Below are 22,583 nucleotides of genomic sequence, written 5' to 3' on the forward strand. Positions count from 1 at the left end.
ATGGGTTGTCAAGCGCAAAGTTATCGATAACATATTCTGCATATGCGGCAGTCTGGAAGCATGATGGACCGGCGGAACAAGGCCAATATGGATGACATCGCCCGCGTGGCGGGGGTGTCGAAGATGACGGTGAGCCGCGTCCTGCGCGGTGGCAGCGGATTTTCCGAGGAAACGCGCGGGAAGGTTCTCGCGGCGGCGGAGACGCTTGGCTATGTGCCCAACCGTCTGGCCGCTGCTTTCGGCTCGGATCAGGCGTCGACACTGGTCGGTATGTGCGTGCCGCGCCTGAGTTCAAGCCTCTTTGGTCAGGTGCTCGACGGGGTGGACCGCGCCCTGTCGCGGCTCGGCTATCAGCTGATGATCGGGGCCAGCAATCACGCGGTGGAGCAGGAAGAGGACTGGGTGCGGCAGGTGGTGAGCTGGCGGCCGGCCGGCGTCATCCTCTCCGGCAGCCTGCACACACCTGGCACCGTCGAGATGCTGCGCCAGTCGGCCATGCCGGTGGTGGAGGTGTGGGAGCTGACGACAAGCCCCGTCGACATGGCGGTCGGCTTTTCCCATTTCGATTGCGGCATGGAAATGGGCCAGTTCCTGCTGCGGCGGGGGCGGCGCAAGGTTGGTTATGTCGGGGCGCTGGGGCTTTCGGATGTGATCAGCTCGGCCCGGCTCGATGGCTTCGAGGCGGCACTGTCGGCAGGCGGCCATCCGCTGGCGGCAAAGGAAATTCTCATCGACAACCCCGGCTTCTACCGGGGCTTCTACGGGCTCGAAACCCTGCTCGCGCGTGAACCGGACCTTGATGCGGTCTATTTTCACAATGACGAAATGGCCATCGGCGGCCTTGCCTATTGCGAGGCGCGGGGCATCCGCGTGCCGGAGGATCTGGGCATTGCCGGCTGGGGCGGCATGGAAGCGGCTTCCGTCCTGCCGCGCCGCCTGACGACCACGGTTGTTCCCGCCACCGCCATCGGCAAATCCGCCGCCGAAGCCCTCGTCGCCCGCCTGCGCGGCGAACCGGGGCAGGACATCACCGTTGTCCCGACGCGGCTGGTTCCGGGGGAGACGGCGTAGGGGGGCGTGCTTCTTGTTAGGGTGGATCTGCTGGTCTTTAGCAGAGGCTATCCGCTTCCTCCCGCCTCGTGGGGGCTACCGGATTCACACATCCGGTTCGGAAACTGCCCGCAATGAGGCGTTTGCTTTTCGGGAGGACGCCTGCCGCCCCCCTCCCCCTGGTGGGGAGGGGGTAGGGGTGGGGGGCTCTGAGCTGAAAACTATATGAAAGACAGATAGATGCCTGGAGAGACATCAAGAAGAACGGCTGTCTGGAAGCAATGGATACTCTGCCGGACTGAAAGGCCTTTCCCCCCACCCCTCACCCCTCCCCACGAGGGGGAGGGGGGCTGAAACGTTGTGCCAGAGCAACCTGACTGCTGGCTGTCTCCACACCCTCTCCGGCTCAAAGCACGATGTGTGCATGCAGTAGCCACCAGGGGGAGGGGGGCTGCACCGCCGTGCCTTGATGGCGAAATGGCGGCGCTCCCAAGCTGTAAAGGGCGTCAAACACTGCCCCATCCCCTGAAGGAGGGGCAGTGTTCAGTTTTGTTGTCAGGACGCCGAGAGGCCCCAGGGGCCGTGGTGGGCGTCCTTGCCGTCGAGGCGGTCGAAGCCGTGGGCGCCGAAGAAGTCGCGCTGGGCCTGGATCATGTTGGCGGTGCCGCGTGCGGTGCGCATCAGGTCGAACCAGGCAAGGCCCGAGGCCAGAGCCGGAACCGGCAGGCCGTTGAGCGCGCCGAGGGCGACGATCTTGCGCAGGGCCGGGAGCGCTGCCTCGATGCGGCGGGCAAAGTCCGGCGCCATGATCAGGTTGCGCGTTGCGTCTTCCGTCAGGGCACTGGCCATGTCGTTCAGCATGTCCGAGCGGATGATGCAGCCGGCTCGCCACACGCGGGCGATGTTCGGCAGCGGCAGGTTCCAGCCGAAGGTGGCTGAGGCTGCGGTCATCATGGTGAAGCCCTGCGCATAGCACAGGATCTTGCCTGCGATGAGCGCCTGCTCCAGCTCGTCAGCGGAAGGCGCGTCGGCGAGCTTCTGCGGGGCCGCGCCATAGAGCGCTTCACCGGCCTTGCGCTCGTCCACGCGGGACGAGACGTTGCGCGCCATCACGGCGGCCTCGATCACCGGCACCGGAGCGCCCAGATGCTGGGCTTCGATGACGGTCCAGCGGCCCGTGCCCTTCTGCCCGGCAGCATCCAGAATGACGTCCAGCATCGGCTGGCCGGTCAGAGGATCGGTGGCGGCGGCGACGGCGCCGGAGATTTCCACCAGATAGGAGCGCAGGGTGCCTTCGTTCCACTTCTGGAAGATGGCGGCTGCATCGGCGGCGCCAAGGCCCATGCCGTCGCGCATGATGCCGTAGACTTCGGCGATCATCTGCATGTCGGCATATTCGATGCCGTTGTGCACGGCCTTGACGAAGTGGCCCGCGCCTGCTTCGCCCATCCAGGTGGCGCAGGGCGTGTCGCCGTGACGGGCGGCAATGGCGGTGAGAACTGGCTTCACCCGCTCGAAATCGGCCGGGTTGCCGCCAGCCATGATCGAGGGGCCGTGACGCGCCCCTTCCTCGCCGCCGGACACGCCGATGCCCATGAAGCGGACGCCAAGGTCTGCGGCGGCGCGGCGGTTGGTGTCGTGGAAGTTGGCGTTGCCCGCGTCGATGATCAGATCGTCCTTGCCGAGCAGCGGAGCCAGAGCCTCGATCTGGTCATCCACGGCCTTGCCGGCCGGGACCATGAGGATGATGGCGCGCGGCGGCTTGATGGCCGCCACCAGATCCTTCAGGCTTTCGGTGGGAACCACGTTTGCGGCCAGATCGCCGGCTTCCGCATGGAAGCGGCGGGTCACATCCGTGGTGCGGTTCCACACGGCAATGCGAAAGCCTTTTTCGGCGATGTTCAGCGCCAGTGCGGCACCCATCGTGCCAAGTCCGATGAGCCCGATCTCTGCCGAAGTCATGGCCATTGTAGTCCTTTCCGGTTCAGGATCACGGAGTAGACGCTGGTCGTCGCCGTGATGAAGAGCTGATGTTTCGCCCTGCCGCCGAAACAGAGGTTGGACACCAGTTCCGGCACAAGGATCTTGCCCATGAGGTGGCCCTCCGGGGCGATGCAGTGGACGCCATCGGCAGCCGAGGACCACAGATTGCCGTCCTCGTCCACCCGGAATCCATCGGCACAGCCTGGCTGGATCGTGTGGAACACACGCCCCTCGCTGGGTCTGCCGTTTTTCATGACATAGGCCCGGATGTGCTGGGGATCGCTACCGAACATGCGGCCGGTATCGGCAACATAGAGCAGGCTCTCATCCGGGCTGAATGCCAGTCCGTTGGGACAGGCCATATCATCGATCACTTTGTCAATGGTGCCGTCGGGGTCAACCCGGTAGACCGCGCAGGGCAGTTCCTGCTCGGACTTGAAGCCTTCGTAATCGGTCATGATCCCGTAATGGGGATCGGAGAACCAGATGGCGCCATCGCGCGAGACGATGACATCATTGGGAGAATTCAGGCGCTTGCCCTCGAACTGGCCGGCGATCACGGTAATCGAGCCGTCCCATTCGGTGCGGGTGACGCGGCGCGTGCCGTGTTCGCAGGAGATCAGCCGCCCCTGCCGGTCACGGGTGTGGCCATTGGCATAGTTGGAGGGCGCGCGGTAGGTGGTCACCCCGTCCGGCGTCCAGCGCATGATGCGGTTGTTGGGAATGTCGGAGAAGAGCAGGTGCCCGGCATCGCCGAACCAGACCGGGCCTTCCACCCAGTCAAAGCCGGCGGCGATCCGCTTCACCGGCGCATTGCCGAGGACGTAGGTCTGGAAAACCGGGTCAATGACCTCGAAAAACGACATGAAACCTCCCTGTCCCTGCGGGCCGTTGGTCCGGCCTGATTGCAGGTAGCGTTACCACCTGAGGCGTGGGCGAGAAAGGCGTTTACGCGACGAGGCGGTTCTGAGTTGAGATGAGACCGCGCCCGGCGGCCCTTGCGGGCCAGTGGGGTGCCGGGCGCGGCAGCTGGATGGAGAACCCGTCAGGAAAAGGCGATCTGTGCCTTCATGGCCTGGCTGCGGTCGGAGGCCAGCAGGAAGGCCTCCTCTGCCTTGTCGAGGCCGACCGTGTGGGTGATCAGCGGCTTCACGTCGATGAGGCCCTTCTGCATCAGGCTGACGCCCACGGCGAATTCCGGATGGAAGCGGAACGAGCCGCGCAGATCCAGTTCCTTGGCCGTGATGGCCATCATCGGCACGCTCATGTCACCGCCAAGGCCAAGCTGCAGGATGATGCCGCGCGGGCGCAGGGCCGCGATGCCGCCAGCCAGCGCCGGGGCCGCACCCGAGCACTCGTAGAGCACGTCGAAATAGCCCTTGTCGGCGTTGTAGGCGGCTAGCGCATCCGGTTCGCTCGCCATGTTGATGGTGCGGTCGGCACCCACCTTGCGGGCCAGCGCCAGCGTGAAGCCGGAGAGGTCCGTCGCCACGATTTCCTGCGCGCCCGAGCGGCGGGCGGCAAGGATCGACAGGATGCCGATGGGGCCGCAGCCGGTCACCAGCACGCGCTTGCCCAGCATGTCGCCCGCGCGGCGGGTGGCGTGCAGGGTCACGGCCAGCGGCTCAGCCATGGCAGCTTCGCCCGGCGTCAGGCCGGTTGCGTCGACGCACTGGAACTGGTCAGCCACCAGCACTTCGCGGAAGGCGCCCTGAATGTGCGGGAAGGGCATGGCCGAGCCGTAGAAGCGCATGTTGAGGCACTGGTTCGGCAGGCCTTCCAGGCAGTACTTACAAGCGCGGCAGGGGCGGGACGGGGACACGGCCACAAGCTGGCCTTCGGTGTATCCGGTGACGCCGGGTCCGACGCTCTCCACATAGGCGGAGACTTCGTGACCGAGAATCATCGGCTCGCGCAGGCGCACGGTGCCGAAGCCGCCGTGGTTGTAGTAATGCAGGTCCGAGCCGCAGACGCCGCCGGTGGCAAGGCGCAGGCGCAGCTGGCCCTCGCCAGGGGTTTCCTCGGGGCGCTCTTCGACGCGCAGATCCTTGGCGGCGTGAATGACGATGGCACGCATGGGTGTGATCCTTACAGAACCGGTGTCGGCAGGGGCTTGCCGGCGAAATGGGCGGTCAGGTTGTCGCGCAGCAGCTGACCCATGGCCTTGCGGGTTTCGATGGTGCCCGAGGCATGGTGCGGCTGCAGCAGCACGTTGTCGAGCTTGAGGAAGCGCGGGTTGAGCTTCGGCTCGCCTTCGAACACGTCAAGCGCGGCCGAACCGAGCTTGCCGCTCTCCAGTGCGTTGAGAAGCGCCTCTTCGTCAATGTTGGAGGCGCGGCTGATGTTGATCAGCATGCCTTCCGGCCCCAGGGCCTCGATCACCTTCGGGCCGACGATGTGCCGCGTGGCAGCCGATGCGGCGAGAGTGACGAACAGGAAATCGGAACGGGCAGCCAGGGCGACCGGGTCCTGAATGAACTCCCACTGCGAGGCGTAGTCCTTGGCGGACACGTCCGAATAGGCGATTTCCATGTCGAAGCCGGCAAGGCGCTTGGCCACTTCGTAGCCGATGCGGCCAAGGCCCAGCACGCCGGCCTTGCGGCCCCAGACGCGGCGCTTCAACGGATAAAGTCCCTTGGCGGCCCAGGAGCCGTCCTTGACCCAGGTTTCCGCGCCGATCATGCCGCGCGACTGCACCAGCATCATGGCAACGCCAAGGTCGGCCACGTCATTGGTCAGCACGTCCGGGGTGTTGGTCACGCGGATGCCGCGGGCCTTGGCAGCGTTCAGATCCACCGCATCATAGCCGACGCCATAGACGCTGATGACTTCGAGATTCGGGCAGGCAGCGATCATCTCCGCATTGGCGCCCAGCTCGCCGCGCGTGGCGATGCCGCGGATTTGCGGACCCACTTCAGCAAGGAAAGCCGCCTTGTCCGCCGCCTCGAAATAGCGGTGCACGGTGAAGGCTTCATCAAGGGGGATCTGGTCCCACTCCGGGTAGGGTCCAACCTGGAGGAGGTGGGGCTTGCTCATTCTTGTCTCCGTAAGCTTCGTGCTTGACATCAAATGTTATCGATAACATAAACGGGGTCAGACGAACTTGTCGAGTGGTTTTCTGACAAAGGGGAAGAGAGTGAGCCTTCAGCTATTTGACCTGACCGGACGCCGTGCACTGGTAACCGGTTCCTCGCAGGGTATCGGTCTTGCGCTTGCCAAGGGGCTTGCAGCAGCGGGTGCGCAGGTGGTCCTGAATGGCCGGGATGCGGCGCGTCTTGCCGAAGCTGCGGCCCAGATTCCGGGTGCGGAAACCCTCGCCTTTGACGTGACGGATCACGAAGGCGTGCGCGCTGCCGTCGATGCTTTCGAGGCGAAGAATGGCGCCATCGACATTCTTGTGAACAACGCCGGCATGCAGCACCGCGCCCCGCTGGAAGACTTTCCGGCGGATGCCTTCGAGCGCCTGCTGCAGACCAACATTGCCAGCGTCTTCCATGTGGGTCAGGCCGTTGCCCGCCACATGATCAAGCGCGGCAAGGGCAAGATCATCAACATCGCCAGCGTTCAGACCGCGCTCGCCCGCCCGTCCATCGCCCCCTACACCGCCACCAAGGGCGCTGTCGGCAACCTGACCAAGGGCATGGCGACCGACTGGGCCAAGTATGGCATCAACTGCAACGCCATCGCGCCGGGCTATTTCGACACGCCGCTCAACGCCGCGCTGGTGGCCGATCCGGCCTTCTCCGCATGGCTGGAAAAGCGCACGCCTGCGGGCCGCTGGGGCAAGGTCGAGGAGCTGGTTGGCGCCTGCGTGTTCCTGTCTTCGGAAGCAGCCTCTTTCGTCAACGGCCACGTGCTGTTCGTTGACGGCGGCATCACGGCCTCGCTGTGATGAGCACCCGCATCATTCTCATGGGCGTTGCCGGTTGCGGCAAGTCGAGCGTGGGTGAGGCCATCAGCGCCCGCACCGGCATTGCCTACCGGGACGGTGATGATCTGCATCCGGCGGCGAACGTCGAGAAGATGCGCGCTGGCATTCCCCTGACCGACGAGGACCGCTGGCCCTGGCTTGATCAGGTGGGCCGGGAGCTTGCGGGCAAGGCACCGCTCATCATCGGCTGCTCGGCGCTGAAGCGGGTCTACCGCGACCGCATCCGGGCGCTGGCAGGCGGGCCGGTGACCTTCGTGCATCTGGCCGGCTCGCGCGATCTCATCGCCGGGCGCATGGCGCAGCGTACGGGGCACTACATGCCCCTGTCGCTGCTGGACAGCCAGTTTGCGGCGCTGGAACTGCCGCAGCCGGACGAGGGCGCGCTGACCGCCGACATCAGCCAGCCGCTCGATGCGCTGGTGGATGGCATCGTCAAGGGGCTGAATCTGGAGGAGATCAAGGCATGACTGGACATGTTGCGCTGATTGGCGCAGGCGCCATGGGCGGTGCCATCGGCGCCCGCCTCGTTGAAACCGGCACGCCGCTGAAGGTGTTCGATCTGGACACCGCCAAGGTGGATGTGCTCGTGGCCAAGGGCGCTGTGGCCTCTGCCAGTGCCGCGGAAGCTGCATCTGGTGCGAAGGCCGTCATCCTCAGCCTCAATGCTCCGCGCATCGTCCGGGCCGCTGTGTTCGGCGCAGGCGGCGTGGCGGAAGGGGCGGCATCTGGCACGCTGATCATCGACATGTCGTCGATCGATCCGGAAGCGACGCGCCAGCTTGCGGCGGATGCGGCTGAAAAGGGCCTGCGCTGGGTGGACAGCCCGCTGTCCGGCGGCATTCCGAAGGCGGCCATCGGCCAGCTCACCCTGATGCAGGGCGGGGCAGAGGCCGACGTGAAGGAAGCGCAGCAGGTGCTTTCCAGCGTTGCCAGCAACCAGACCCACATGGGCCCGGCGGGCGCAGGCCAGACCACCAAGCTGATCAATCAGGTGCTCTGCGGCCTTGGCTTCCTGGCCGTGGCCGAGGCAACCGCGCTGGCGGAAGCTGCCGGTGTGGAGGTGACCCGCATTCCGCAGGCGCTCAAGGGCGGGCGCGCCGACAGCGCAATCCTGCAGGAATACATGCCCCGCTTTGCCGCGCGCGACTACCGCCGCACGGGGCGCATCGACAACATGGTGAAGGACCTCAACGGCGCGCAGGATCTCGCCCGCCTGACCCACACCGCCATGCCGCTGACCGCCATTTGCGCCGAGGTGCACCGCATGCTGACCGCAGCGGGCCTTGGCGGCGAAGATCAGGCCGCCTTGATGGAGTTTTTCAAGGGGCCCAACCAGGAGAACTTTGAATGATCACCCGTTACGCCCTGTTCGAGGGCAAGGTTCATGAAGGCCAGGACGCAGCTTTCCGTGAGGCCGTGCTGTCGGAAATCCTGCCGAAGTGGAAGGGCTTCCCCGGCGCGCTGGCCGTGCGTGTCACCTTTGCGGAAAGCCGCGACGAGGGCGCACCGGAATATCCGATGATCCTCGCCATCAGCTATCCGGACCCCGCCACGGTTGAAGCCGCTCTTGCCAGCCCGATCCGGGCCGAGGCGCGTGCTGCGACCGAGTCCGTGCTGGAACGCTTCTTCACGGGCCGCATCCATCACCACATCACCACGGCACATGACCACGTTCTGGCTGGCTGACTTGCCAGCCGGACTGCCCTTCGGATACTCCGGAAGGTAACTGTAACCCCAGCTCCACGGCCCCCGATGCGCCAGACCCGCAAACCGCCCACGATGGCTGATGTCGCCCGCGTCGCGGGCGTCTCACCCATGACCGTCAGCCGGGCCTTCAAGGACGGCAGTTCGGTCTCGGAGGCAACGCGCACGGCGATCCATCAGGCGGCCGAGGAGCTGGGATATGTCTTCGACAGCACGGCCTCCAACCTGCGCTCGCAGCGCACGGGCTTCGTCGCCGTCAGCATTCCCTCGCTGAATAACGCCAACTTTGCCGAAACGGTCGGCGGCCTCTCCGACACGTTGAAGGATCATGGCCTCCAGATCCTTTTGGGCTACACCAATTACGACATTCACGCCGAGGAACAGCTGATCGAGCAGCTGCTGCAACGGCGCCCCGAGGCGATCGTCGTCACCGGCGGCAGGCACACGCCGCGTGCCCGCAAGCTGCTGGAAAACGCCGCGATCCCGGTTGTCGAAACCTGGGATCTGCCACGCGCGCCCATCGGCCATGTGGTGGGCTTTTCCAACGAGGCTGCCGTGCGGGCCATGGTGGAGCATTTCGTGGCGCGCGGCCTCAGCAAGATCGCCTTCATCGGCGGGGATGCGGACCGCGACACCCGCGGCACCGACCGCCGCAACGGGTTCATCTTGGCCATGAAGGCCTATGGGCTGGACACAGGCCGGCTGATTGCCGCCGGTGTGCCGCCCATTTCCATGCGGGAAGGGGCCAATGCCATGGGCCGCCTGCTGGAAGAAATGCCTGATACGGAAGCGGTCATCTGCGTGTCGGACCTGTCGGCCTTCGGTGCGCTGACCGAATGCCAGCGCCGGGGCGTGCCGGTGCCGGAGCGCATTTCCATCGCTGGCTTCGGTGACTATGAAATTGCCGGCATTTCCGTGCCCTCGTTGACCACGATCAACCCGCATCCGCGCCAGATCGGCGAGCGGGCGGCAGGCATCATCATCGAGGCCCTCGGCGGCAAGACCATCTCCCGTCAGACCATCGCCATCGCCCCCGTCCTGCAGATCCGCGGCAGCAGCGTTTAAGGCATTGGGGCGCCCCCACACTCCGTCCTGCCATGGTCGAGCCATGGCATGACGAAAGATTCTGATTTTAATGGGTTTTCTTCTTTTGTGCTCCTGCGCCCGCCCCATCCTCCGTCATGCCATGACTTGATCATGGCATCCCTTCCCTTTCGTCTCAGCGCGTTGTGCATGAGATTGGGCTGTATGACGGTGCGGGGTTTCGAGGCTGTGCCGTGCGGATGGGGAACGGCGTGGATGCCATGGTCGAGCCATGGCATGACAAAAGGGTTTGATTTTAATGGGTTTTCTGCTTTTCCTGTTGCGTTCGCCCCATCCTCCGTCATGCCATGACCTGATCATGGCATCCATTCCCTGTCGCCTCAGCAGTGTGTGCGTGTGATTGGGGCTCCGTGAAGGTGCTGGCCTTCGAGGCTGTGCCGTGCGGATGGGGAGCGGCATGGATGCCATGGTCGAGCCATGGCAGGACGAAAACAGATGAGTTCAGGGCTCCCACCGAATACAAAAGGGCGGTCCGTTGCCGGACCGCCCTTCTGAACACTCATGCGCTGCGGATTACTTCTGCAGGGCGACGATGGCGTTGACGAGGGTGTCGCCGTTCTCGGCAATGAAATTGTCCCACACCGGGCGGACGATTTCCTGGAAGGCGGCGGCGTCAATGTCGCTGTTGACGGTCATGCCGGCAGAGGTCAGTTCGGCGATCATTGCCGCTTCCTTTTCCTGGGCCAGCTTGCGCTGCATGGCGACGGCTTCGGCAGCCACTTCGGTGATGACCTTCTGCTCGTCAGCGGTGAGGCTGTTGAACTTGTCATTGTTCATGACGAGGGCCAGGTTGGAGTAGGCGTGCTGGGTGATCGACAGGTACTTCTGCACTTCATAGAACTTGAAGGACAGAACGATGCCGATCGGATGGTCCTGGGCGTCCACAACGCCGGTTTCCAGCGCGGTGTAGAGTTCGGCCACCGGCAGCTGCTGCGGGTTTGCGCTCAGCAGGGTGAACATGTCGTTCAGAGCCTTGGAGTTGTTGACGCGCATGCGCAGGCCCGCAAGGTCAGCCGGGGTCTTGATCGGGCCGCGGCTGTTGGTCATGTTGCGGTAGCCGTTTTCCGGGAAGCCGAGCACCTTCATGCCCAGCGGCTCGAACTTGGCGGCGATGCCCTGGCCGATTTCACCATCCAGAACCTTGTAGGCGATTTCGCGGTTCGGGAACATGAAGGGCAGCTCGACCACGCCGGCTTCCTTGACGAGGCCGGTGAAGTTGTTGAGGCCCGACATGGCGATGTCGATGATGCCCGAACGGGTGCCGTCGATCATGGCCGCATCATTGCCAAGCTGGCCTTGCGGGAAAATGTTGACCTTGACCGAACCGTTGGTGCGGGCCTCGACCTGTTCCTTGAAGAACACGGAAAGGTTCTGCTGCAGATCGGTTTCCGGCGCGGCATGCGCCAGCTTCAGCGTGGTCTGTGCCTGTGCGCTGACGGCGGCAAGGGTCAGGGCCGTGGCAAGGCCAAGGGCTTTCAGGACTTTCTTCATGCTGTACTCCTCCCAGAATGATGGCGTTGAGCCAGGGTAACGGTTATCCGCCCATGAAACGGGCCGGAACGGTGATCAGCTCGGGCACCAGGATGAACAGGCCGAGCAGAAGGGCGTAGGCGATCACGAAAGGCCAGACGCCTTTGACGGCACGGCTCATCGGGACGCGGCCCACGCCGCAGATGACGTTCAGAACAGTTCCGACCGGCGGAGTGATGAGGCCGATGGAGCAGTTCATGATGAACATGAGCCCGAAGTACACGGGATCGATCCCTGCCATTTTGATAACGGGCATGAACAGCGGCACGAGAATCAGAACTGTTGGTGAAAGATCCATGACCATGCCTACTGCCAGCACGATCAGCATGATGACCAGCATCAGCAGGCGCGGGCTGTCGATCAGTGGCTGCAGCAGGGCCGCGAGCTGCTGCGGCAGCTGGGCAACCGTGATGAGCCAGGCGGCGACCATTGCAGCGCCAACCAGGAACATCACCATGGCCGTGGAGCGGCCCGCGCTGATCAGAACCTGCAGGAAGTCGCGGAATGTCAGCTCGCGGTAGACAAGCGTGGAGACGAGGATCGCATAGACCGCCGCAACCACTGCCGCTTCCGTCGCCGTGAAGGCACCGGTGCGGATGCCGCCGATGATGATGACAGGCAAAAGCAGCGCCCAGATGCCTTCCTTCAAGGCCTTCCAGCGCTCCGCTCCCGAGGCCTTGGGCAGGACTTCCAGGTTTTCCTTGCGGATCATGAAGCTCCAGACCAGCACCAGCGTCAGGCCCATCATCAGACCGGGAGCGATACCGGCGAGGAACAGCTTGGCGATGGAGATATTGCCCGCAACGCCCAGCAGGATCAGCGGCAACGAGGGCGGGATGATCGGCGCGATGATGCCGCCGGCGGCCAGCAGGCCAAGGCTGCGCCCTTCGGGATAATTGCCGTCGCGCATCATCGGATAAAGGATCGAGACGAGCGCGGCTGCATCGGCCACGGCCGAGCCGGACAGGCCCGCGAGCACGATGGAGGTCATGATCGCCACATAGCCAAGCCCGCCCTTGCGGTGGCCGACGAGCGAGGAGGCGAGACGCACGATGCGCGTGGACAATCCGCCGCGCGACATGACTTCACCGGCAACCAGGAAGAAGGGGATGGCCAGCAGCGGGAAGTTGTCGACGCCGTTGATGAGGTTCTGCGCCAGAATGTCGGTGCTGAGCATATCCATCTGCAGCATCAAGGCCATGGAGGCGAGCAGCAGGGCAAAGGCAACCGGCAGGCCAAGCAGGATTGCGCCGATCAGAACGGTCAGAAAGAGAATGAGGGTCATTCCGCGCCATCCTCCGCAAGGACTTGCTTCACGCTGTCAGGATTGATGATGCGGACCACCGCAATGGCCGTCATGAGCACCGAGGACACGACGCCCGCCAGATAGAAGAGGCCTGAGGGTAGGCCTGTCAGCGGCGAGATGTTGGCCATGTTCATCATGGCCTGCTTCATGCAGCCCCAGAACAGCATCAGCACGGTGACGAGGATCACCAGCCAGCAGGCGCGGCGCAGGAGGCCGATGTATTTCGGGAAGGCAGCTTCGGCGAATTCAGCCAATGCCAGATGCTCGCCCCGGCGCAGGGTGACCGCAGCACCGAGCATGACCACCCAGACGAACCACAGGCGCGAGAGTTCCACCGAAACGCGGATGCCGGAGGAGAAACCATAGCGCAGGACGACATTGGCAAAGACGATGGCAATCATTGCGGTCAGAAGCGCCGCCATGATGAGATCGATCGAGCGCCAGATGAGGCGGATTATGCTGTGCATCCGTCCTCCTCCCAGAAGTTGGAATGCTTCAAATTGCACGGGCTGTGCGTTTGGGTTATCGTTAACCCACCATGGATGATATCGATAACAAATTTGAGCGTCAAGCTCTTCCGGAAGAGCGTCCCGTGACCATTTCCGATCTGGCGGTGCGGGCAGGGGTCAGCCCGATGACCGTGTCGAAGGCGCTCAGGGATACCGGGCGGCTGAGTGCCGGGACACGGGCGCGAATCAAGCAGCTGGCCGACGAACTGGGCTATGTGCCCAACTCGCTTGCCGGTGCGCTCAGTTCACGCACCAGCAAGCTTGTGGCGGTTCTCATCCCCTCGATCAGCGATCATGTCTATGCGGAGGTTCTGGGCGGCATTCACGGGGTGCTGCGGCCGGAGGGGCTGCAGACCTTCATTGGCGAGACCTTCTTCGACCCCGAGCTGGAAGAGAGCCTGCTGCGGACCATGCTGTCGCTGAAGCCCGCAGGATTGCTGGTGTCGGGCGGGATCCAGCGCACGGAAAAGGCGGGGGTGCTGCTGGAGCGGCGGCAGGTGCCGGCGGTGCAGATGTGGGATCAGCGCAATGCCGGTCTTGATGCGGCGGTGGGGGTTGATCACGCCGGGGCTGGGCGCATGGCGGCACGGCGGCTGCTGGATGCGGGCCTCCGGCGCCTTGCCTATGTCGGCTCGCAGCTGGAGGCCGATCTATGCGCCCGCGAGCGCTTCAAGGGATTTGCGGCGGAGGTGTCGGCCGCCGGTGCACGCCTGACCGTTCTGGATGGCGGCACTTTGCCGCGGCAGGTGGAAAGCGGCAACCTGCTGGTCCAGCAGCTGCTGGGAAGCGTGCCGGATGTGGAAGGGATCCACTTCCTCAATGATGCGATGGCGGCAGGCGGCCTGCGCTATCTCTTCGAGGCGGGGATCGATGTGCCGGGGCAGGTGTCGGTCATCGGCTTCAACGGCACCGCGCATGCCTTTTCCATCCGCACGCGGCTGACCACGCTGGATCTGCCGCGCCTGCAGCTTGGGCGCGATGCGGCCTGCTGCCTCCTCCAGCTTTGCCGCAGGAGTGCACCCGGTCCGGGTCAGGAGATCGGATTGCGCATTATCGAGGGCAACACCACGCGTCCGCTGTTGCCGGACTGGGGCAGGGAACGGGCTGTGGCAGAATCTGCTTCATAACACCCGGAAATAGCACGAAATTCCGCCGTCAGCTGTTAGACTCGTCCTGACCGCAACTTGAGGGAGCAAGCGCGTGCAGGCCGGTCTGACCAAGACGCTCGACACCTACGAGGTGACCCGCACGGACATGCTGCCGGATGACATTCCCCGGTTGCATGAGCTGTCGATTGGCGTCAACTGGCCGCACCGTCCCAAGGACTGGGAACTCGCCATCGGTCTCGGCCATGGCTATGTCGCCCGCGACGAGATCGGCCGCGTGCTGGGCTCTGCCATGTGGTTTCCCATTGGTGCTGAGCTTGCGACCATCGGCATGGTCATCACGTCACCGCGCCTGCAGGAGCATGGGGCAGGGGCCTGGCTGATGCAGCACGTGCTGGCCGATACGGCCGACCGTGGCAAGGTGCTCAATGCCACCAAGGCAGCCTACCGGCTGTATCTGTCGCTGGGCTTCATTCCCCGGGCGACCGTCTATCAGCATCAGGGCATGGCGGTAAAAGTGCCTGATGGGCCTGAAACCGCGGTGCCGATGCTCCCCGAGCATGCTTCGGAGATCGTTGCTCTTGATGCCAGTGCTTATGGCGCAGACCGCAGTCAGGTGTTCGAGCGGCTCTTCGAGCTCTCCGAGGGCACGGTCATCCTGCGCGAAGGCAAAGTGGCCGGTTTTGCGCTGAGCCGGGAGTTTGGCCGCGGGCGTGTGATCGGGCCTGTCGTGGCAGAGACCGAAGAGGATGCGATTGCCCTCATCCGTCCGCATGTGGCAGCTCATCAGGGTGTGTTCCTGCGCATGGACACGAGAGCTGAAGACGGTCCGCTGCGCCGTTTCCTGCAGGAAGCCGGACTTGGCGTTTTCGATACGGTGACGACCATGACCCTGGGCAACGTGCCTGAATGCGGCCCGGTCACCACCTTCGGTCTTGTCAATCACGCCTTGGGATGACGCAGACTGAGAGATGCGGACTGGCCAGGCCTGTGCGCCGGGCTCTGTCCATTCTGGCAGGCAGGCCCTGTCTTAGAAATCGGCAACCTTGCCCCAGGAACTCTCGCTGAAGCGGGAGGGATGATAGGGCTTGGCGTCGAGCGCCGGCTCCTTGCCCATAACGATATCGGCGATCATGTCGCCCGCGCCTGTGCCGATGCCGAAGCCGTGGCCGCTGAAGCCGGCGGCAAGCACGAAGCCGGGGACCTGCGTTTCGCCAATGGCCGGAACGCCGTCCGGCGTGCTGTCGATATAGCCGGCCCAGGCAGCGGTGACCTGGCTTTCCTTGAGGGCCGGGATCAACTCGCGGGCACGGGCCAGCGTGTCGCGGATCTGCGACGGATCAGGCTTCGGATCGAGGATGCGCATATGCTCCATCGGCGTTTCCCGGTCGAGCCGCCAGCGCGACAGGCTCTCGTGGCCGCTGCGCAGGCCCTCAAGTCCGCCGACGGCGAGGGACTTGTGCCGCTTCAGGAACATCGGAACGAAGGTGGTGCCGAAGCGCAGCATCTGCGCGGTCGGGTCAACACGGGCGCGGCCGGAAATGGCGAGCGTGTGCCCGCCCTTGCGTGCGGTCAGAGACACGCGTGCCGTGTGCAGTGCATCCGGAATGCCTGCTGCCTCGCTGACGGCGAGGATCGAGGCGCGGACGGAGGCCTGCGGAAAACGGATGCCGAGCTGGCGGCAGAAGCTGGAGGCCCAGGCACCGCCCGCCATGACGGCAGTCTTTGTGCGGATGGTGCCGCGCTCGGTCACGACGCCGCTGACACGGCCGCCGGAGAGTTCCAGCCCGCGCACGGCGCAGTTCTGCAGCACGCGGCCGCCATGGGTCTCGGCGGCCTTCGCAATCAGCGGCACGGCGCTGGCCGGATCGGCAATGCCATCGGTCGGGGAGAAGACGCCGCCCTTCCAGCTCTTGCCCGTTGCCCGCCCGCGCTCGGCGGCCTCTTCGGCGGTGAGCATGTGGGTGATGACATTCTGCGTACGGGCGAAATCGCGCCAGCGCGCCCAGCCCTCGATCTCGGCCTCGTTGTTGGACAAATACAGCAGGCCGGAGCGGCGGAAGCCAATGCCGGGGCCGATTTCGGCGGCAAGCTCATCCCACAGTGCGAGGCTGCGGGTCGCCATCGGGAGTTCGCGTTCATCGCGGTTCTGCTGGCGGCACCAGCCCCAGTTGCGGCTGGATTGCTCGGCGCCAGCGCGGCCCTTTTCCACCAGCACCACCTTCACCCCGCGCTTTGCGAGGTAATAGGCTGCGCAGGTGCCCACAATGCCGGCGCCGATGATCACGACATCGGCTTCGGCTGGCATGTCATCGGCGGTTTCGATTGTTAGTAGAGGTACGCGCATGGAAGGCTCCTTTGACTTGCAGCCTAGCGGCGGCCTGTCAGGCATGGCTACTGCAGTGATGCCATGATGCGGCATTTTCTGCTGAAACTGGATGCGTGGGCGGCGGGAGGTGTTCGTCCCGTGGAGAAATCTTTTTGTATTCAGGGAAATTTGGCTGATTGCCTATCCGGCATTTTCTGCTTACTCTCGGCTGATTGCGAGAGGGCATGATGAAGCTGGACCGGATCGACATCCGCATTCTGCACGAGCTGCAGAAAAATGGCCGCATCACCAATGTGGAGCTGGCCGAGCTTGTGCACCTGTCGCCCAGCCCCTGTCTGATGCGGGTGAAAAAGCTGCAACAGGCGGGCTATATCACCGGCTATGCGGCGCAGATCGATCTTGCCAAACTCGGCCCGACGCTGACGGTTTTCACCGAAATCACCTTGAAGAACCACCGCAAGATGGACTTCGACCGCTTCCAGCAGGCGGCGGAAAAGGTGGAGGAGATCATCGAATGCCACCTGATCTCCGGCGGCTATGACTACCTGCTGAAATTCGTCACCGGCAGCATCGGCGATTATCAGGCGATCATGGAGCGGATGATCGACATGGATGTCGGTATCGACAAGTATTTCAGCTTCGTGGTGATGAAGTCGCCTTTCGTGAAATCCCACCTGCCGCTGAAGACGATTTTCCCGATGTGAGGGGCGATCAGATCGCTGGTTGTGCTTCTCCGCACTCATCCCGGACGCACTTGCGCGATCCGGGGTGACGATGGAAAGGAGCGTGCGGACGCTCCCGCCGGAGTTGTTCCGGCGAGAACTTGTACTCCCCAAAGCCCAGCCTCTCAGGCCGCCGTGCTGGCGAAATTCTCGGGCAGGCTGTCGAGCCAGCCGGTGTCGAGTTTCGGCACGGAGGAAAAAAGCAGTTTGGAATAGGGGTGCGTGGCGCCGCCCGGCAGCTGGTCATTGGCCAGAAGCTCCACCATCTCGCCGTGCTGCATCACCATCACCTGATCACAGATCGACTGGACGGTGGAGAGGTCGTGGCTGATGAAGACGTAGGAGAGGCCCAGCTCCCGCTGCAGCTCCTTCAGAAGCTCGATCACGGCTGCCGCGACGACCGTGTCGAGGGCAGAGGTGATCTCGTCGCACAGGATGATGTCCGGTTTGGCGGCAAGGGCTCTGGCGAAGTTGACGCGCTGCTTCTGGCCGCCGGAAAGTTCGCCCGGCATGCGGTGGCGCAGGGCGCGGGGCAGTTGCACCATGTCCAGAAGCTCGTTGACACGGGCCTCCTGCGCAGCGCCTTTCTGCCCATGGTAGAAGGCAAGCGGACGGCCAAGGATGTCGGAGACGGAGCGGGACGGGTTCAACGCCGTGTCGGCAAGCTGGAAGACGATCTGCATGCGCCGCAGTTCTTCCTTGCTGCGCTGTCTTGCGCGCGGATCGACCTCGTGGCCATCCAGCTGCACATGGCCGCGAACCGGCGGCAGCAAACCGGCGATGACGCGGGCGAGGGTGGATTTGCCCGAGCCGCTTTCGCCGATGACGCCGAGATTATGCCCGCGCTCCAGCTTGCAGCTGACGTTCTTCAGCACGGTCTTGAAGGGCAGGCCGGTCGGTTCGATCGGGCCATAGCCTGCGTAAACGCCGCTGACTTCGAGGATGGGCCGCTTGACGGGCATGTCCACCTCAGCCTCCGCAGGAGCGGCGAAGGGCACCGGCTGGAACGCGGCCAGAAGCTCTTTCGTATAAGGGTGGGTGGCCGCATGCAGGATCTGCTGTGTCGAGCCTTCCTCCTGGATCTCACCGCCCTTGAGCACGATGATCCGGTCCGCAATCTGCGCGACGACGGCAAGGTCGTGGGAGACATAGACCCCGGCCATGCCGCCTTTGCGCATGACGGACTTGAAGGCGCGCAGCACCTCGATCTGGGTGGTGACGTCCAGCGCGGTGGTGGGCTCGTCGAAGATGACGAGTTGCGGGCCGCCGATGAGAGCCATGGCAGCGGCAAGGCGCTGCAGCTGGCCGCCGGAGACCTGATGCGGATAGCGCTCGCCGATGGTTTCCGGATCGGGCAGGGCGAGGGCGCGGAACAGTTCCACGGCCTTGGCGCGGGCTTCCGTCCGGCTCATCAGCTTGTGGATGCTGGCTACCTCGACGACCTGATCGATCAGCCGGTGGGACGGATTGAAGGCGGCGGCTGCACTTTGCGGCACATAGGCCACATCCGTGCCGCGCAGCTTCTGGCGCGAGGCTTCGCTCATCGTCACCAGATCCTGGCCGCCGAGCAGGACCTTGCCGCCGCTGATCTTGCAGCCGGCACGGGTGTAGCCCATCAGGGTGAGGGCGATGGTGGTCTTGCCCGACCCGCTTTCGCCGATGAGCGCGACGATCTCGCCCGGATTGATGGTCAGGCTGACGCCCTTGATGATCTCCACCCGGCGGCCCGAGTCGGTGCGGGCTTCGACGTGCAGGTCCTGGATTTCGGCAAGAGGTTTGGTCATCAGGCGCGGTCCCGGATCTTGACTGGCAGGTTGTCGATCAGAAGGTTGACGCTGATCGTCAGGCTGGCGATGGCAAGGCATGGTGCAATCACGGCGGGGGCGCCGAAGGGCAGGCCACCGAGGTTTTCCTTTACGAGGGAGCCCCAGTCCGCATTGGGCGGCTGCACGCCGAGGCCCAGGAAGGAAAGGCCGGACAGCAGCAGCACGATGAAGACAAAGCGCAGGCCAAGGTCAGCCAGCACCGGGCCGGTGATGTTGGGCAGGATCTCCTGGAAGATGAGATACAGCGTCCGCTCGCCGCGCGCCCGCGCCACGGTGACGTAATCCATCGTGTTGCAATTGACCGCCAGGGCCCGGGCAAAGCGGTAGGAGCCGGGGGTATAGATGACGGCCAGCAGGATGATCAGCACCGGAATGGACGAGCCGATGGCCGCGACCATGACGAGCCCGAAGAGCTTGGACGGGATCGAGTTGAGTGCATCCAGCACGCGGCTCAGCACCGTGTCGAACCAGCCGCCGGTGACGGCCGCCGTCATGCCGAGAACCACGCCGGAGAAACAGGCGATACAGACGGCGGCAAAAGAAATGCCGACGGTGTAGCGCGTGCCCAGCAGGATGCGGGAGAAAATGTCCCGGCCGAGATAGTCCGAGCCCAGCCACAGCTTTTCCGAGATGGGTCCGTAGAAATCGAAATCGACGATATCGCCGGGAGCGTAAGGGGCAACCGAGGGGCCGGCGATGGCCACGAGCGCCCAGAACAGGATGATCAGTCCAGCAACGATGCCGGTGGTGTTGATCCGGAAACCGAAGCGGGGCGAGGAAACGGGCATCTGGCTCATTTGCGCAGCCTCGGGTTGGAGAGAATGGCGATGATGTCTGCGATGGTGATCAGCAGCAGGAAGCCGAAGCAGAAGATCATGGCGCAGCTCTGGATGAGCGGCAGGTCACGGGTGGAAACTGCATCCACCATCAGCTTGGCAATGCCCGGATAGTTGAAGATCGTCTCAACGATGATCACGCCGCCCAGCAGGTAGGACAGGGACAGGGCAACCGCATTGGCGATCGGGCCGATGGCATTGGGCAGGGCGTGGCGCATCACCATGCGGCTGCGAGATGCACCTTTAAGAAGCGCCATTTCCACATAGGGCATCTTCAGCGCGTCGATCACGGCGGCACGGGTCATGCGGATCATCTGGGCCGAGATGACGCAGGTCAGCGTGATCACCGGCATGGCAAAGACCTTCAGGAGCTGGCTGAAGCTGCTCACGTCATTGGCCAGCGACAGGGCGGGCAGCCAGCGCAGCCAAACGGCAAAGACCAGCACGGCGAAGGTGGCGATCATGAATTCGGGAACGGAGATGACGGAAACCACGGTGGTCGTGACGGCCCGGTCATAGAGCGAGCCCTTGTAGACGGCCATGGTGATGCCGAGAAACAGGGCCAGCGGCACGGCGATGGTGGTGGTGACGGCAGCCAGGCGCAGGGTGTTGGCAAGACGGGTGCCGATCATGTCGCCAATCGGCATGTTGTTGGCATAGGAGACGCCGAAATCGCCCTGAACCATACCCAGAAGCCACTGGCCGTAGCGGATGAGCGCCGGGGAATCGAGATGCATGGCCTCGCGCAGCCCGGCAACGGCTTCGGGCGTGGCGGCCTGACCCAGCAGGATCTCCGCCACATCGCCCGGCAGCAGGAGGGTAGCGCCGAAGACGACGAAGGACACGATCAGCAGCGTGAGCATAGTCACGCCGAGCCGTCCAAGAACCAGGAAAGCGATTTGCCCCGACATTCAGGCAGCCTCTGCAGATAGGGAAAGATGAGACCGGAGGCGGCAAGCGCCTCCGGTTCGATGCTGGCAGACTGTCAGGCTTCGAGCCAGACGTATTCGGCCATGGCATAGCCCATCTGGCCGCCCAGCGGGTTCGGCTCCAGGCCCTTCAGCTTGGTCTGCTTCGCATCCACGTTGGAGAGGTAAGCCGGGATGACCGTGCCTGCTTCGTTGGCCACCATCACCTGCATTTCGCCGTAGATCGTCTTGCGCTTCTCGTTGTCCAGTTCGCCGCGGGCTTCGGCCAGCATGCTGTCGAACTTCTCCGACTTGTACTGGCTCTCGTTCCAGGGGGCATTGGAAGCATAGAGCAGCGAGAACAGGATGTCCGGCGTCGGGCGCGGGTTGATGTTGCCGAAGTGGACCGGGGCCTTGAGCCAGTAGTTGGACCAGTAGCCATCGGAGGGCACGCGCTGAATGTCGAAGTTCATGCCGATCTTGCTGCCAGCCTGCTGCAGCACCGTGGCCATTTCGACGGAGGCGGTTGCGGCATCGGAGGCAACGACCGGGATCGTCTGGCCCAGAAGACCTGCCTTCTCGAAGTGATGCTTGGCCTTTTCCGGGTCGAAGGCACGCGGCTTCAGGTCAGCGTTGTGATAGGCATTCATCGCAGAAATCGGCTGATCGTTGGCGACTTCGGCGAGGCCCCGCATCACTGCCATCTGGATCAGTTCGCGGTCGAACAGGTACTTCACGCCCTCGATCAGGTCGAACTTGCTGCCTGGCTCCATGTCCATGCGGAAGTTCAGGTTGGTGTAGTTACCGGCGGTGGACTTCACCAGATCAACGCCGCTGGCGCTTTCGAGGAGGCGCATGGACTGCGGCTTGATGGAAGCGCCGAGGTGAATGTCGCCGGAGATGACGGCGCTGACGCGGGCCATTTCGTCGGGGATGGCGAAATACTCGAAGCTGTCGACGTTCGGACCACCCGGCTTGAAGTAGTTTTCGTTGCGGCTCATCAGCGAGCGCACGCCCGGCTCGAAGCTTTCCAGCTTGAAGGCGCCGGTGCCGATGCCCTTGCTGAAGTCGGTGGTGCCGTCCTGCACGATCATGAAGTGATGCATGGCCAGGATGGTCGGAAGATCGGCGTTGGGAGCTTCCAGCGTGATTTCGACCGTCAGCGGGTCAACGGCCTTGACGCCCGTAATCTGCTTGGCGATGGCATTGACCTTGGAGCCGGTCTCCTTGTCGAGGTGGCGCATCAGCGAGAACACCACGTCGGCCGAGGTGAGGGACTTGCCGTCATGGAAGGTGACGCCGGACTTCAGCTTGACGATCCAGACCTTGGCATCCGAGCTTTCGATGCTGTCGGCCAGTTCCATGCTCAGCGTGCCGCCATCGTTGAGGAAGGTGAGGCGGTTGTAGAGCGAACAGCAGCGCACATAGTCGGTCGAGAGCGAGGCCTTGGCCGGGTCCAGCGTGTCCGAGGTGGACGAGGACCAGCCGGCAGCCTTGAAGTGGCCGCCCTTGACCGGGGTTGCAGCGAGCGCCGAGGTGGCGCGGGCAAAGAGCGAGCCGCCGGCCGCAAGGCCGATGCCGCCGGCAAGGAACATGCGCATGATGTCGCGGCGGCTGGCGCCGCGGCGGATTGCGTCCTCGACCATCGCATCGTCGTTGCGGGTCCAGTTGTTGATTTCAGATTTGCTCATCAGTGTTCCCCTTGTCGTAGATATGCCCGGCTTTTTGTTTTTATTGCC

The 22,583-nt window shown here is 63.9% G+C and carries 21 protein-coding genes; 9 read left to right on the top strand and 12 right to left on the bottom strand.

Annotated elements, in window-relative coordinates; all coding sequences use genetic code 11:
* Positions 1 to 60: 60 nt before the first annotated feature.
* Complete coding sequence (locus AC0CMF_RS22950; RefSeq protein WP_208982798.1) at positions 61 to 1,071, top strand: LacI family DNA-binding transcriptional regulator; 1,011 nt, start codon at positions 61 to 63, stop codon at positions 1,069 to 1,071.
* A gap of 534 nt (positions 1,072 to 1,605) precedes the next feature.
* On the opposite strand, the gene gndA is transcribed toward AC0CMF_RS22950, so the two are convergent.
* The 4 genes from gndA to AC0CMF_RS22970 all read right to left on the bottom strand — a co-directional run bounded on the left by gndA (position 1,606) and on the right by AC0CMF_RS22970 (position 6,069).
* Complete coding sequence (gene gndA / locus AC0CMF_RS22955) at positions 1,606 to 3,018, bottom strand: NADP-dependent phosphogluconate dehydrogenase (protein WP_371328660.1); 1,413 nt, start codon at positions 3,016 to 3,018, stop codon at positions 1,606 to 1,608.
* The gene (locus AC0CMF_RS22960) at positions 3,009 to 3,899 is read right to left on the bottom strand and encodes an SMP-30/gluconolactonase/LRE family protein (RefSeq protein WP_058899083.1); all 891 of its coding nucleotides are present in this window, start codon (positions 3,897 to 3,899) and stop codon (positions 3,009 to 3,011) included. The genes gndA and AC0CMF_RS22960 overlap by 10 nt, the downstream gene beginning before the upstream one ends.
* A 179-nt stretch (positions 3,900 to 4,078) precedes the next feature.
* Positions 4,079 to 5,110 (bottom strand): L-idonate 5-dehydrogenase, encoded by a 1,032-nt coding sequence (locus tag AC0CMF_RS22965; RefSeq protein WP_058899084.1) that lies wholly within the window; start codon positions 5,108 to 5,110, stop codon positions 4,079 to 4,081.
* An 11-nt stretch (positions 5,111 to 5,121) separates the two neighbouring features.
* Entirely contained in the window at positions 5,122 to 6,069 is a 948-nt protein-coding gene (locus tag AC0CMF_RS22970) for a 2-hydroxyacid dehydrogenase (RefSeq protein WP_058899085.1), read from the bottom strand.
* A gap of 100 nt (positions 6,070 to 6,169) precedes the next feature.
* Between AC0CMF_RS22970 and AC0CMF_RS22975 the strand changes: the two genes are divergently transcribed.
* From AC0CMF_RS22975 to AC0CMF_RS22995, 5 genes are all read left to right on the top strand, one after another.
* A complete protein-coding gene (locus AC0CMF_RS22975; protein ID WP_058899086.1) occupies positions 6,170 to 6,925 on the top strand; it encodes an SDR family oxidoreductase in 756 nt (251 codons plus the stop codon).
* Positions 6,925 to 7,431 carry a gluconokinase gene (locus tag AC0CMF_RS22980; protein WP_082675968.1) on the top strand — a complete coding sequence of 169 codons (507 nt, stop codon included), beginning with the start codon at positions 6,925 to 6,927 and terminating at the stop codon, positions 7,429 to 7,431. The genes AC0CMF_RS22975 and AC0CMF_RS22980 overlap by 1 nt, the downstream gene beginning before the upstream one ends.
* Positions 7,428 to 8,315, top strand: coding sequence for an NAD(P)-dependent oxidoreductase (locus AC0CMF_RS22985; RefSeq protein ID WP_058899087.1), 888 nt, complete (start codon positions 7,428 to 7,430; stop codon positions 8,313 to 8,315). The genes AC0CMF_RS22980 and AC0CMF_RS22985 overlap by 4 nt, the downstream gene beginning before the upstream one ends.
* On the top strand, positions 8,312 to 8,650 hold the full coding sequence (locus AC0CMF_RS22990) for a hypothetical protein (RefSeq protein ID WP_058899088.1): 339 nt from the start codon (positions 8,312 to 8,314) through the stop codon (positions 8,648 to 8,650). Before AC0CMF_RS22985 ends, AC0CMF_RS22990 begins: the two co-directional genes overlap by 4 nt.
* A 66-nt stretch (positions 8,651 to 8,716) precedes the next feature.
* Positions 8,717 to 9,733 (top strand): LacI family DNA-binding transcriptional regulator, encoded by a 1,017-nt coding sequence (locus AC0CMF_RS22995; protein WP_058899089.1) that lies wholly within the window; start codon positions 8,717 to 8,719, stop codon positions 9,731 to 9,733.
* A gap of 552 nt (positions 9,734 to 10,285) precedes the next feature.
* Here AC0CMF_RS22995 and AC0CMF_RS23000 read toward each other — a convergent pair.
* The 3 genes from AC0CMF_RS23000 to AC0CMF_RS23010 are packed head-to-tail and all read right to left on the bottom strand — an operon-like array spanning position 10,286 to position 13,075.
* Entirely contained in the window at positions 10,286 to 11,263 is a 978-nt protein-coding gene (locus AC0CMF_RS23000; RefSeq protein ID WP_050474786.1) for a TRAP transporter substrate-binding protein, read from the bottom strand.
* 43 nt (positions 11,264 to 11,306) lie between these two features.
* Positions 11,307 to 12,587 (bottom strand): TRAP transporter large permease subunit, encoded by a 1,281-nt coding sequence (locus AC0CMF_RS23005; RefSeq protein ID WP_050474787.1) that lies wholly within the window; start codon positions 12,585 to 12,587, stop codon positions 11,307 to 11,309.
* Complete coding sequence (locus tag AC0CMF_RS23010; RefSeq protein WP_050474788.1) at positions 12,584 to 13,075, bottom strand: TRAP transporter small permease; 492 nt, start codon at positions 13,073 to 13,075, stop codon at positions 12,584 to 12,586. Before AC0CMF_RS23010 ends, AC0CMF_RS23005 begins: the two co-directional genes overlap by 4 nt.
* Before the next feature lie 125 nt (positions 13,076 to 13,200).
* On the opposite strand from AC0CMF_RS23010, the gene AC0CMF_RS23015 reads away from it, so the two are divergent.
* On the top strand, positions 13,201 to 14,244 hold the full coding sequence (locus tag AC0CMF_RS23015; RefSeq protein ID WP_374630834.1) for a LacI family DNA-binding transcriptional regulator: 1,044 nt from the start codon (positions 13,201 to 13,203) through the stop codon (positions 14,242 to 14,244).
* Positions 14,245 to 14,317: 73 nt separating this feature from the next.
* Positions 14,318 to 15,181 (top strand): GNAT family N-acetyltransferase, encoded by an 864-nt coding sequence (locus AC0CMF_RS23020; RefSeq protein WP_050474790.1) that lies wholly within the window; start codon positions 14,318 to 14,320, stop codon positions 15,179 to 15,181.
* Between the two features lie 72 nt (positions 15,182 to 15,253).
* Here AC0CMF_RS23020 and AC0CMF_RS23025 read toward each other — a convergent pair whose 3' ends face one another.
* Positions 15,254 to 16,570, bottom strand: coding sequence for an NAD(P)/FAD-dependent oxidoreductase (locus tag AC0CMF_RS23025; protein WP_374630832.1), 1,317 nt, complete (start codon positions 16,568 to 16,570; stop codon positions 15,254 to 15,256).
* 209 nt (positions 16,571 to 16,779) lie between these two features.
* Between AC0CMF_RS23025 and AC0CMF_RS23030 the strand changes: the two genes are divergently transcribed.
* Positions 16,780 to 17,256, top strand: coding sequence for an Lrp/AsnC family transcriptional regulator (locus AC0CMF_RS23030; RefSeq protein WP_050474792.1), 477 nt, complete (start codon positions 16,780 to 16,782; stop codon positions 17,254 to 17,256).
* 143 nt (positions 17,257 to 17,399) lie between these two features.
* Here the strand turns inward: AC0CMF_RS23030 and AC0CMF_RS23035 are convergent, their stop codons facing one another.
* The 4 genes from AC0CMF_RS23035 to AC0CMF_RS23050 all read right to left on the bottom strand — a co-directional run bounded on the left by AC0CMF_RS23035 (position 17,400) and on the right by AC0CMF_RS23050 (position 22,535).
* Positions 17,400 to 19,058 (bottom strand): ABC transporter ATP-binding protein, encoded by a 1,659-nt coding sequence (locus tag AC0CMF_RS23035; RefSeq protein WP_374630830.1) that lies wholly within the window; start codon positions 19,056 to 19,058, stop codon positions 17,400 to 17,402.
* A complete protein-coding gene (locus AC0CMF_RS23040) occupies positions 19,058 to 19,897 on the bottom strand; it encodes an ABC transporter permease (RefSeq protein WP_058899094.1) in 840 nt (279 codons plus the stop codon). Before AC0CMF_RS23040 ends, AC0CMF_RS23035 begins: the two co-directional genes overlap by 1 nt.
* Positions 19,894 to 20,847 (bottom strand): ABC transporter permease, encoded by a 954-nt coding sequence (locus AC0CMF_RS23045; RefSeq protein ID WP_058899095.1) that lies wholly within the window; start codon positions 20,845 to 20,847, stop codon positions 19,894 to 19,896. The genes AC0CMF_RS23040 and AC0CMF_RS23045 overlap by 4 nt, the downstream gene beginning before the upstream one ends.
* A 74-nt stretch (positions 20,848 to 20,921) precedes the next feature.
* A complete protein-coding gene (locus AC0CMF_RS23050; RefSeq protein ID WP_374630827.1) occupies positions 20,922 to 22,535 on the bottom strand; it encodes an ABC transporter substrate-binding protein in 1,614 nt (537 codons plus the stop codon).
* Positions 22,536 to 22,583: the final 48 nt, after the last annotated feature.

The sequence above is a fragment of the Pannonibacter sp. CBAS1226 genome, from assembly GCF_055685825.1.

Excerpts from the sequence above, each read along its gene's own strand:
- AC0CMF_RS22950 (WP_208982798.1), top strand. The coding sequence starts at position 61 with ATGATGGACCGGCGGAACAAGGCCAATATGGATGACATCGCCCGCGTG.
- gndA (WP_371328660.1), bottom strand. The coding sequence starts at position 3,018 with ATGGCCATGACTTCGGCAGAGATCGGGCTCATCGGACTTGGCACGATG.
- AC0CMF_RS22960 (WP_058899083.1), bottom strand. The coding sequence starts at position 3,899 with ATGTCGTTTTTCGAGGTCATTGACCCGGTTTTCCAGACCTACGTCCTC.
- AC0CMF_RS22965 (WP_058899084.1), bottom strand. The coding sequence starts at position 5,110 with ATGCGTGCCATCGTCATTCACGCCGCCAAGGATCTGCGCGTCGAAGAG.
- AC0CMF_RS22970 (WP_058899085.1), bottom strand. The coding sequence starts at position 6,069 with ATGAGCAAGCCCCACCTCCTCCAGGTTGGACCCTACCCGGAGTGGGAC.
- AC0CMF_RS22980 (WP_082675968.1), top strand. The coding sequence starts at position 6,925 with ATGAGCACCCGCATCATTCTCATGGGCGTTGCCGGTTGCGGCAAGTCG.
- AC0CMF_RS22985 (WP_058899087.1), top strand. The coding sequence starts at position 7,428 with ATGACTGGACATGTTGCGCTGATTGGCGCAGGCGCCATGGGCGGTGCC.
- AC0CMF_RS22990 (WP_058899088.1), top strand. The coding sequence starts at position 8,312 with ATGATCACCCGTTACGCCCTGTTCGAGGGCAAGGTTCATGAAGGCCAG.
- AC0CMF_RS22995 (WP_058899089.1), top strand. The coding sequence starts at position 8,717 with ATGCGCCAGACCCGCAAACCGCCCACGATGGCTGATGTCGCCCGCGTC.
- AC0CMF_RS23000 (WP_050474786.1), bottom strand. The coding sequence starts at position 11,263 with ATGAAGAAAGTCCTGAAAGCCCTTGGCCTTGCCACGGCCCTGACCCTT.
- AC0CMF_RS23005 (WP_050474787.1), bottom strand. The coding sequence starts at position 12,587 with ATGACCCTCATTCTCTTTCTGACCGTTCTGATCGGCGCAATCCTGCTT.
- AC0CMF_RS23010 (WP_050474788.1), bottom strand. The coding sequence starts at position 13,075 with ATGCACAGCATAATCCGCCTCATCTGGCGCTCGATCGATCTCATCATG.
- AC0CMF_RS23025 (WP_374630832.1), bottom strand. The coding sequence starts at position 16,570 with ATGCGCGTACCTCTACTAACAATCGAAACCGCCGATGACATGCCAGCC.
- AC0CMF_RS23030 (WP_050474792.1), top strand. The coding sequence starts at position 16,780 with ATGAAGCTGGACCGGATCGACATCCGCATTCTGCACGAGCTGCAGAAA.
- AC0CMF_RS23035 (WP_374630830.1), bottom strand. The coding sequence starts at position 19,058 with ATGACCAAACCTCTTGCCGAAATCCAGGACCTGCACGTCGAAGCCCGC.
- AC0CMF_RS23040 (WP_058899094.1), bottom strand. The coding sequence starts at position 19,897 with ATGAGCCAGATGCCCGTTTCCTCGCCCCGCTTCGGTTTCCGGATCAAC.
- AC0CMF_RS23045 (WP_058899095.1), bottom strand. The coding sequence starts at position 20,847 with ATGTCGGGGCAAATCGCTTTCCTGGTTCTTGGACGGCTCGGCGTGACT.
- AC0CMF_RS23050 (WP_374630827.1), bottom strand. The coding sequence starts at position 22,535 with ATGAGCAAATCTGAAATCAACAACTGGACCCGCAACGACGATGCGATG.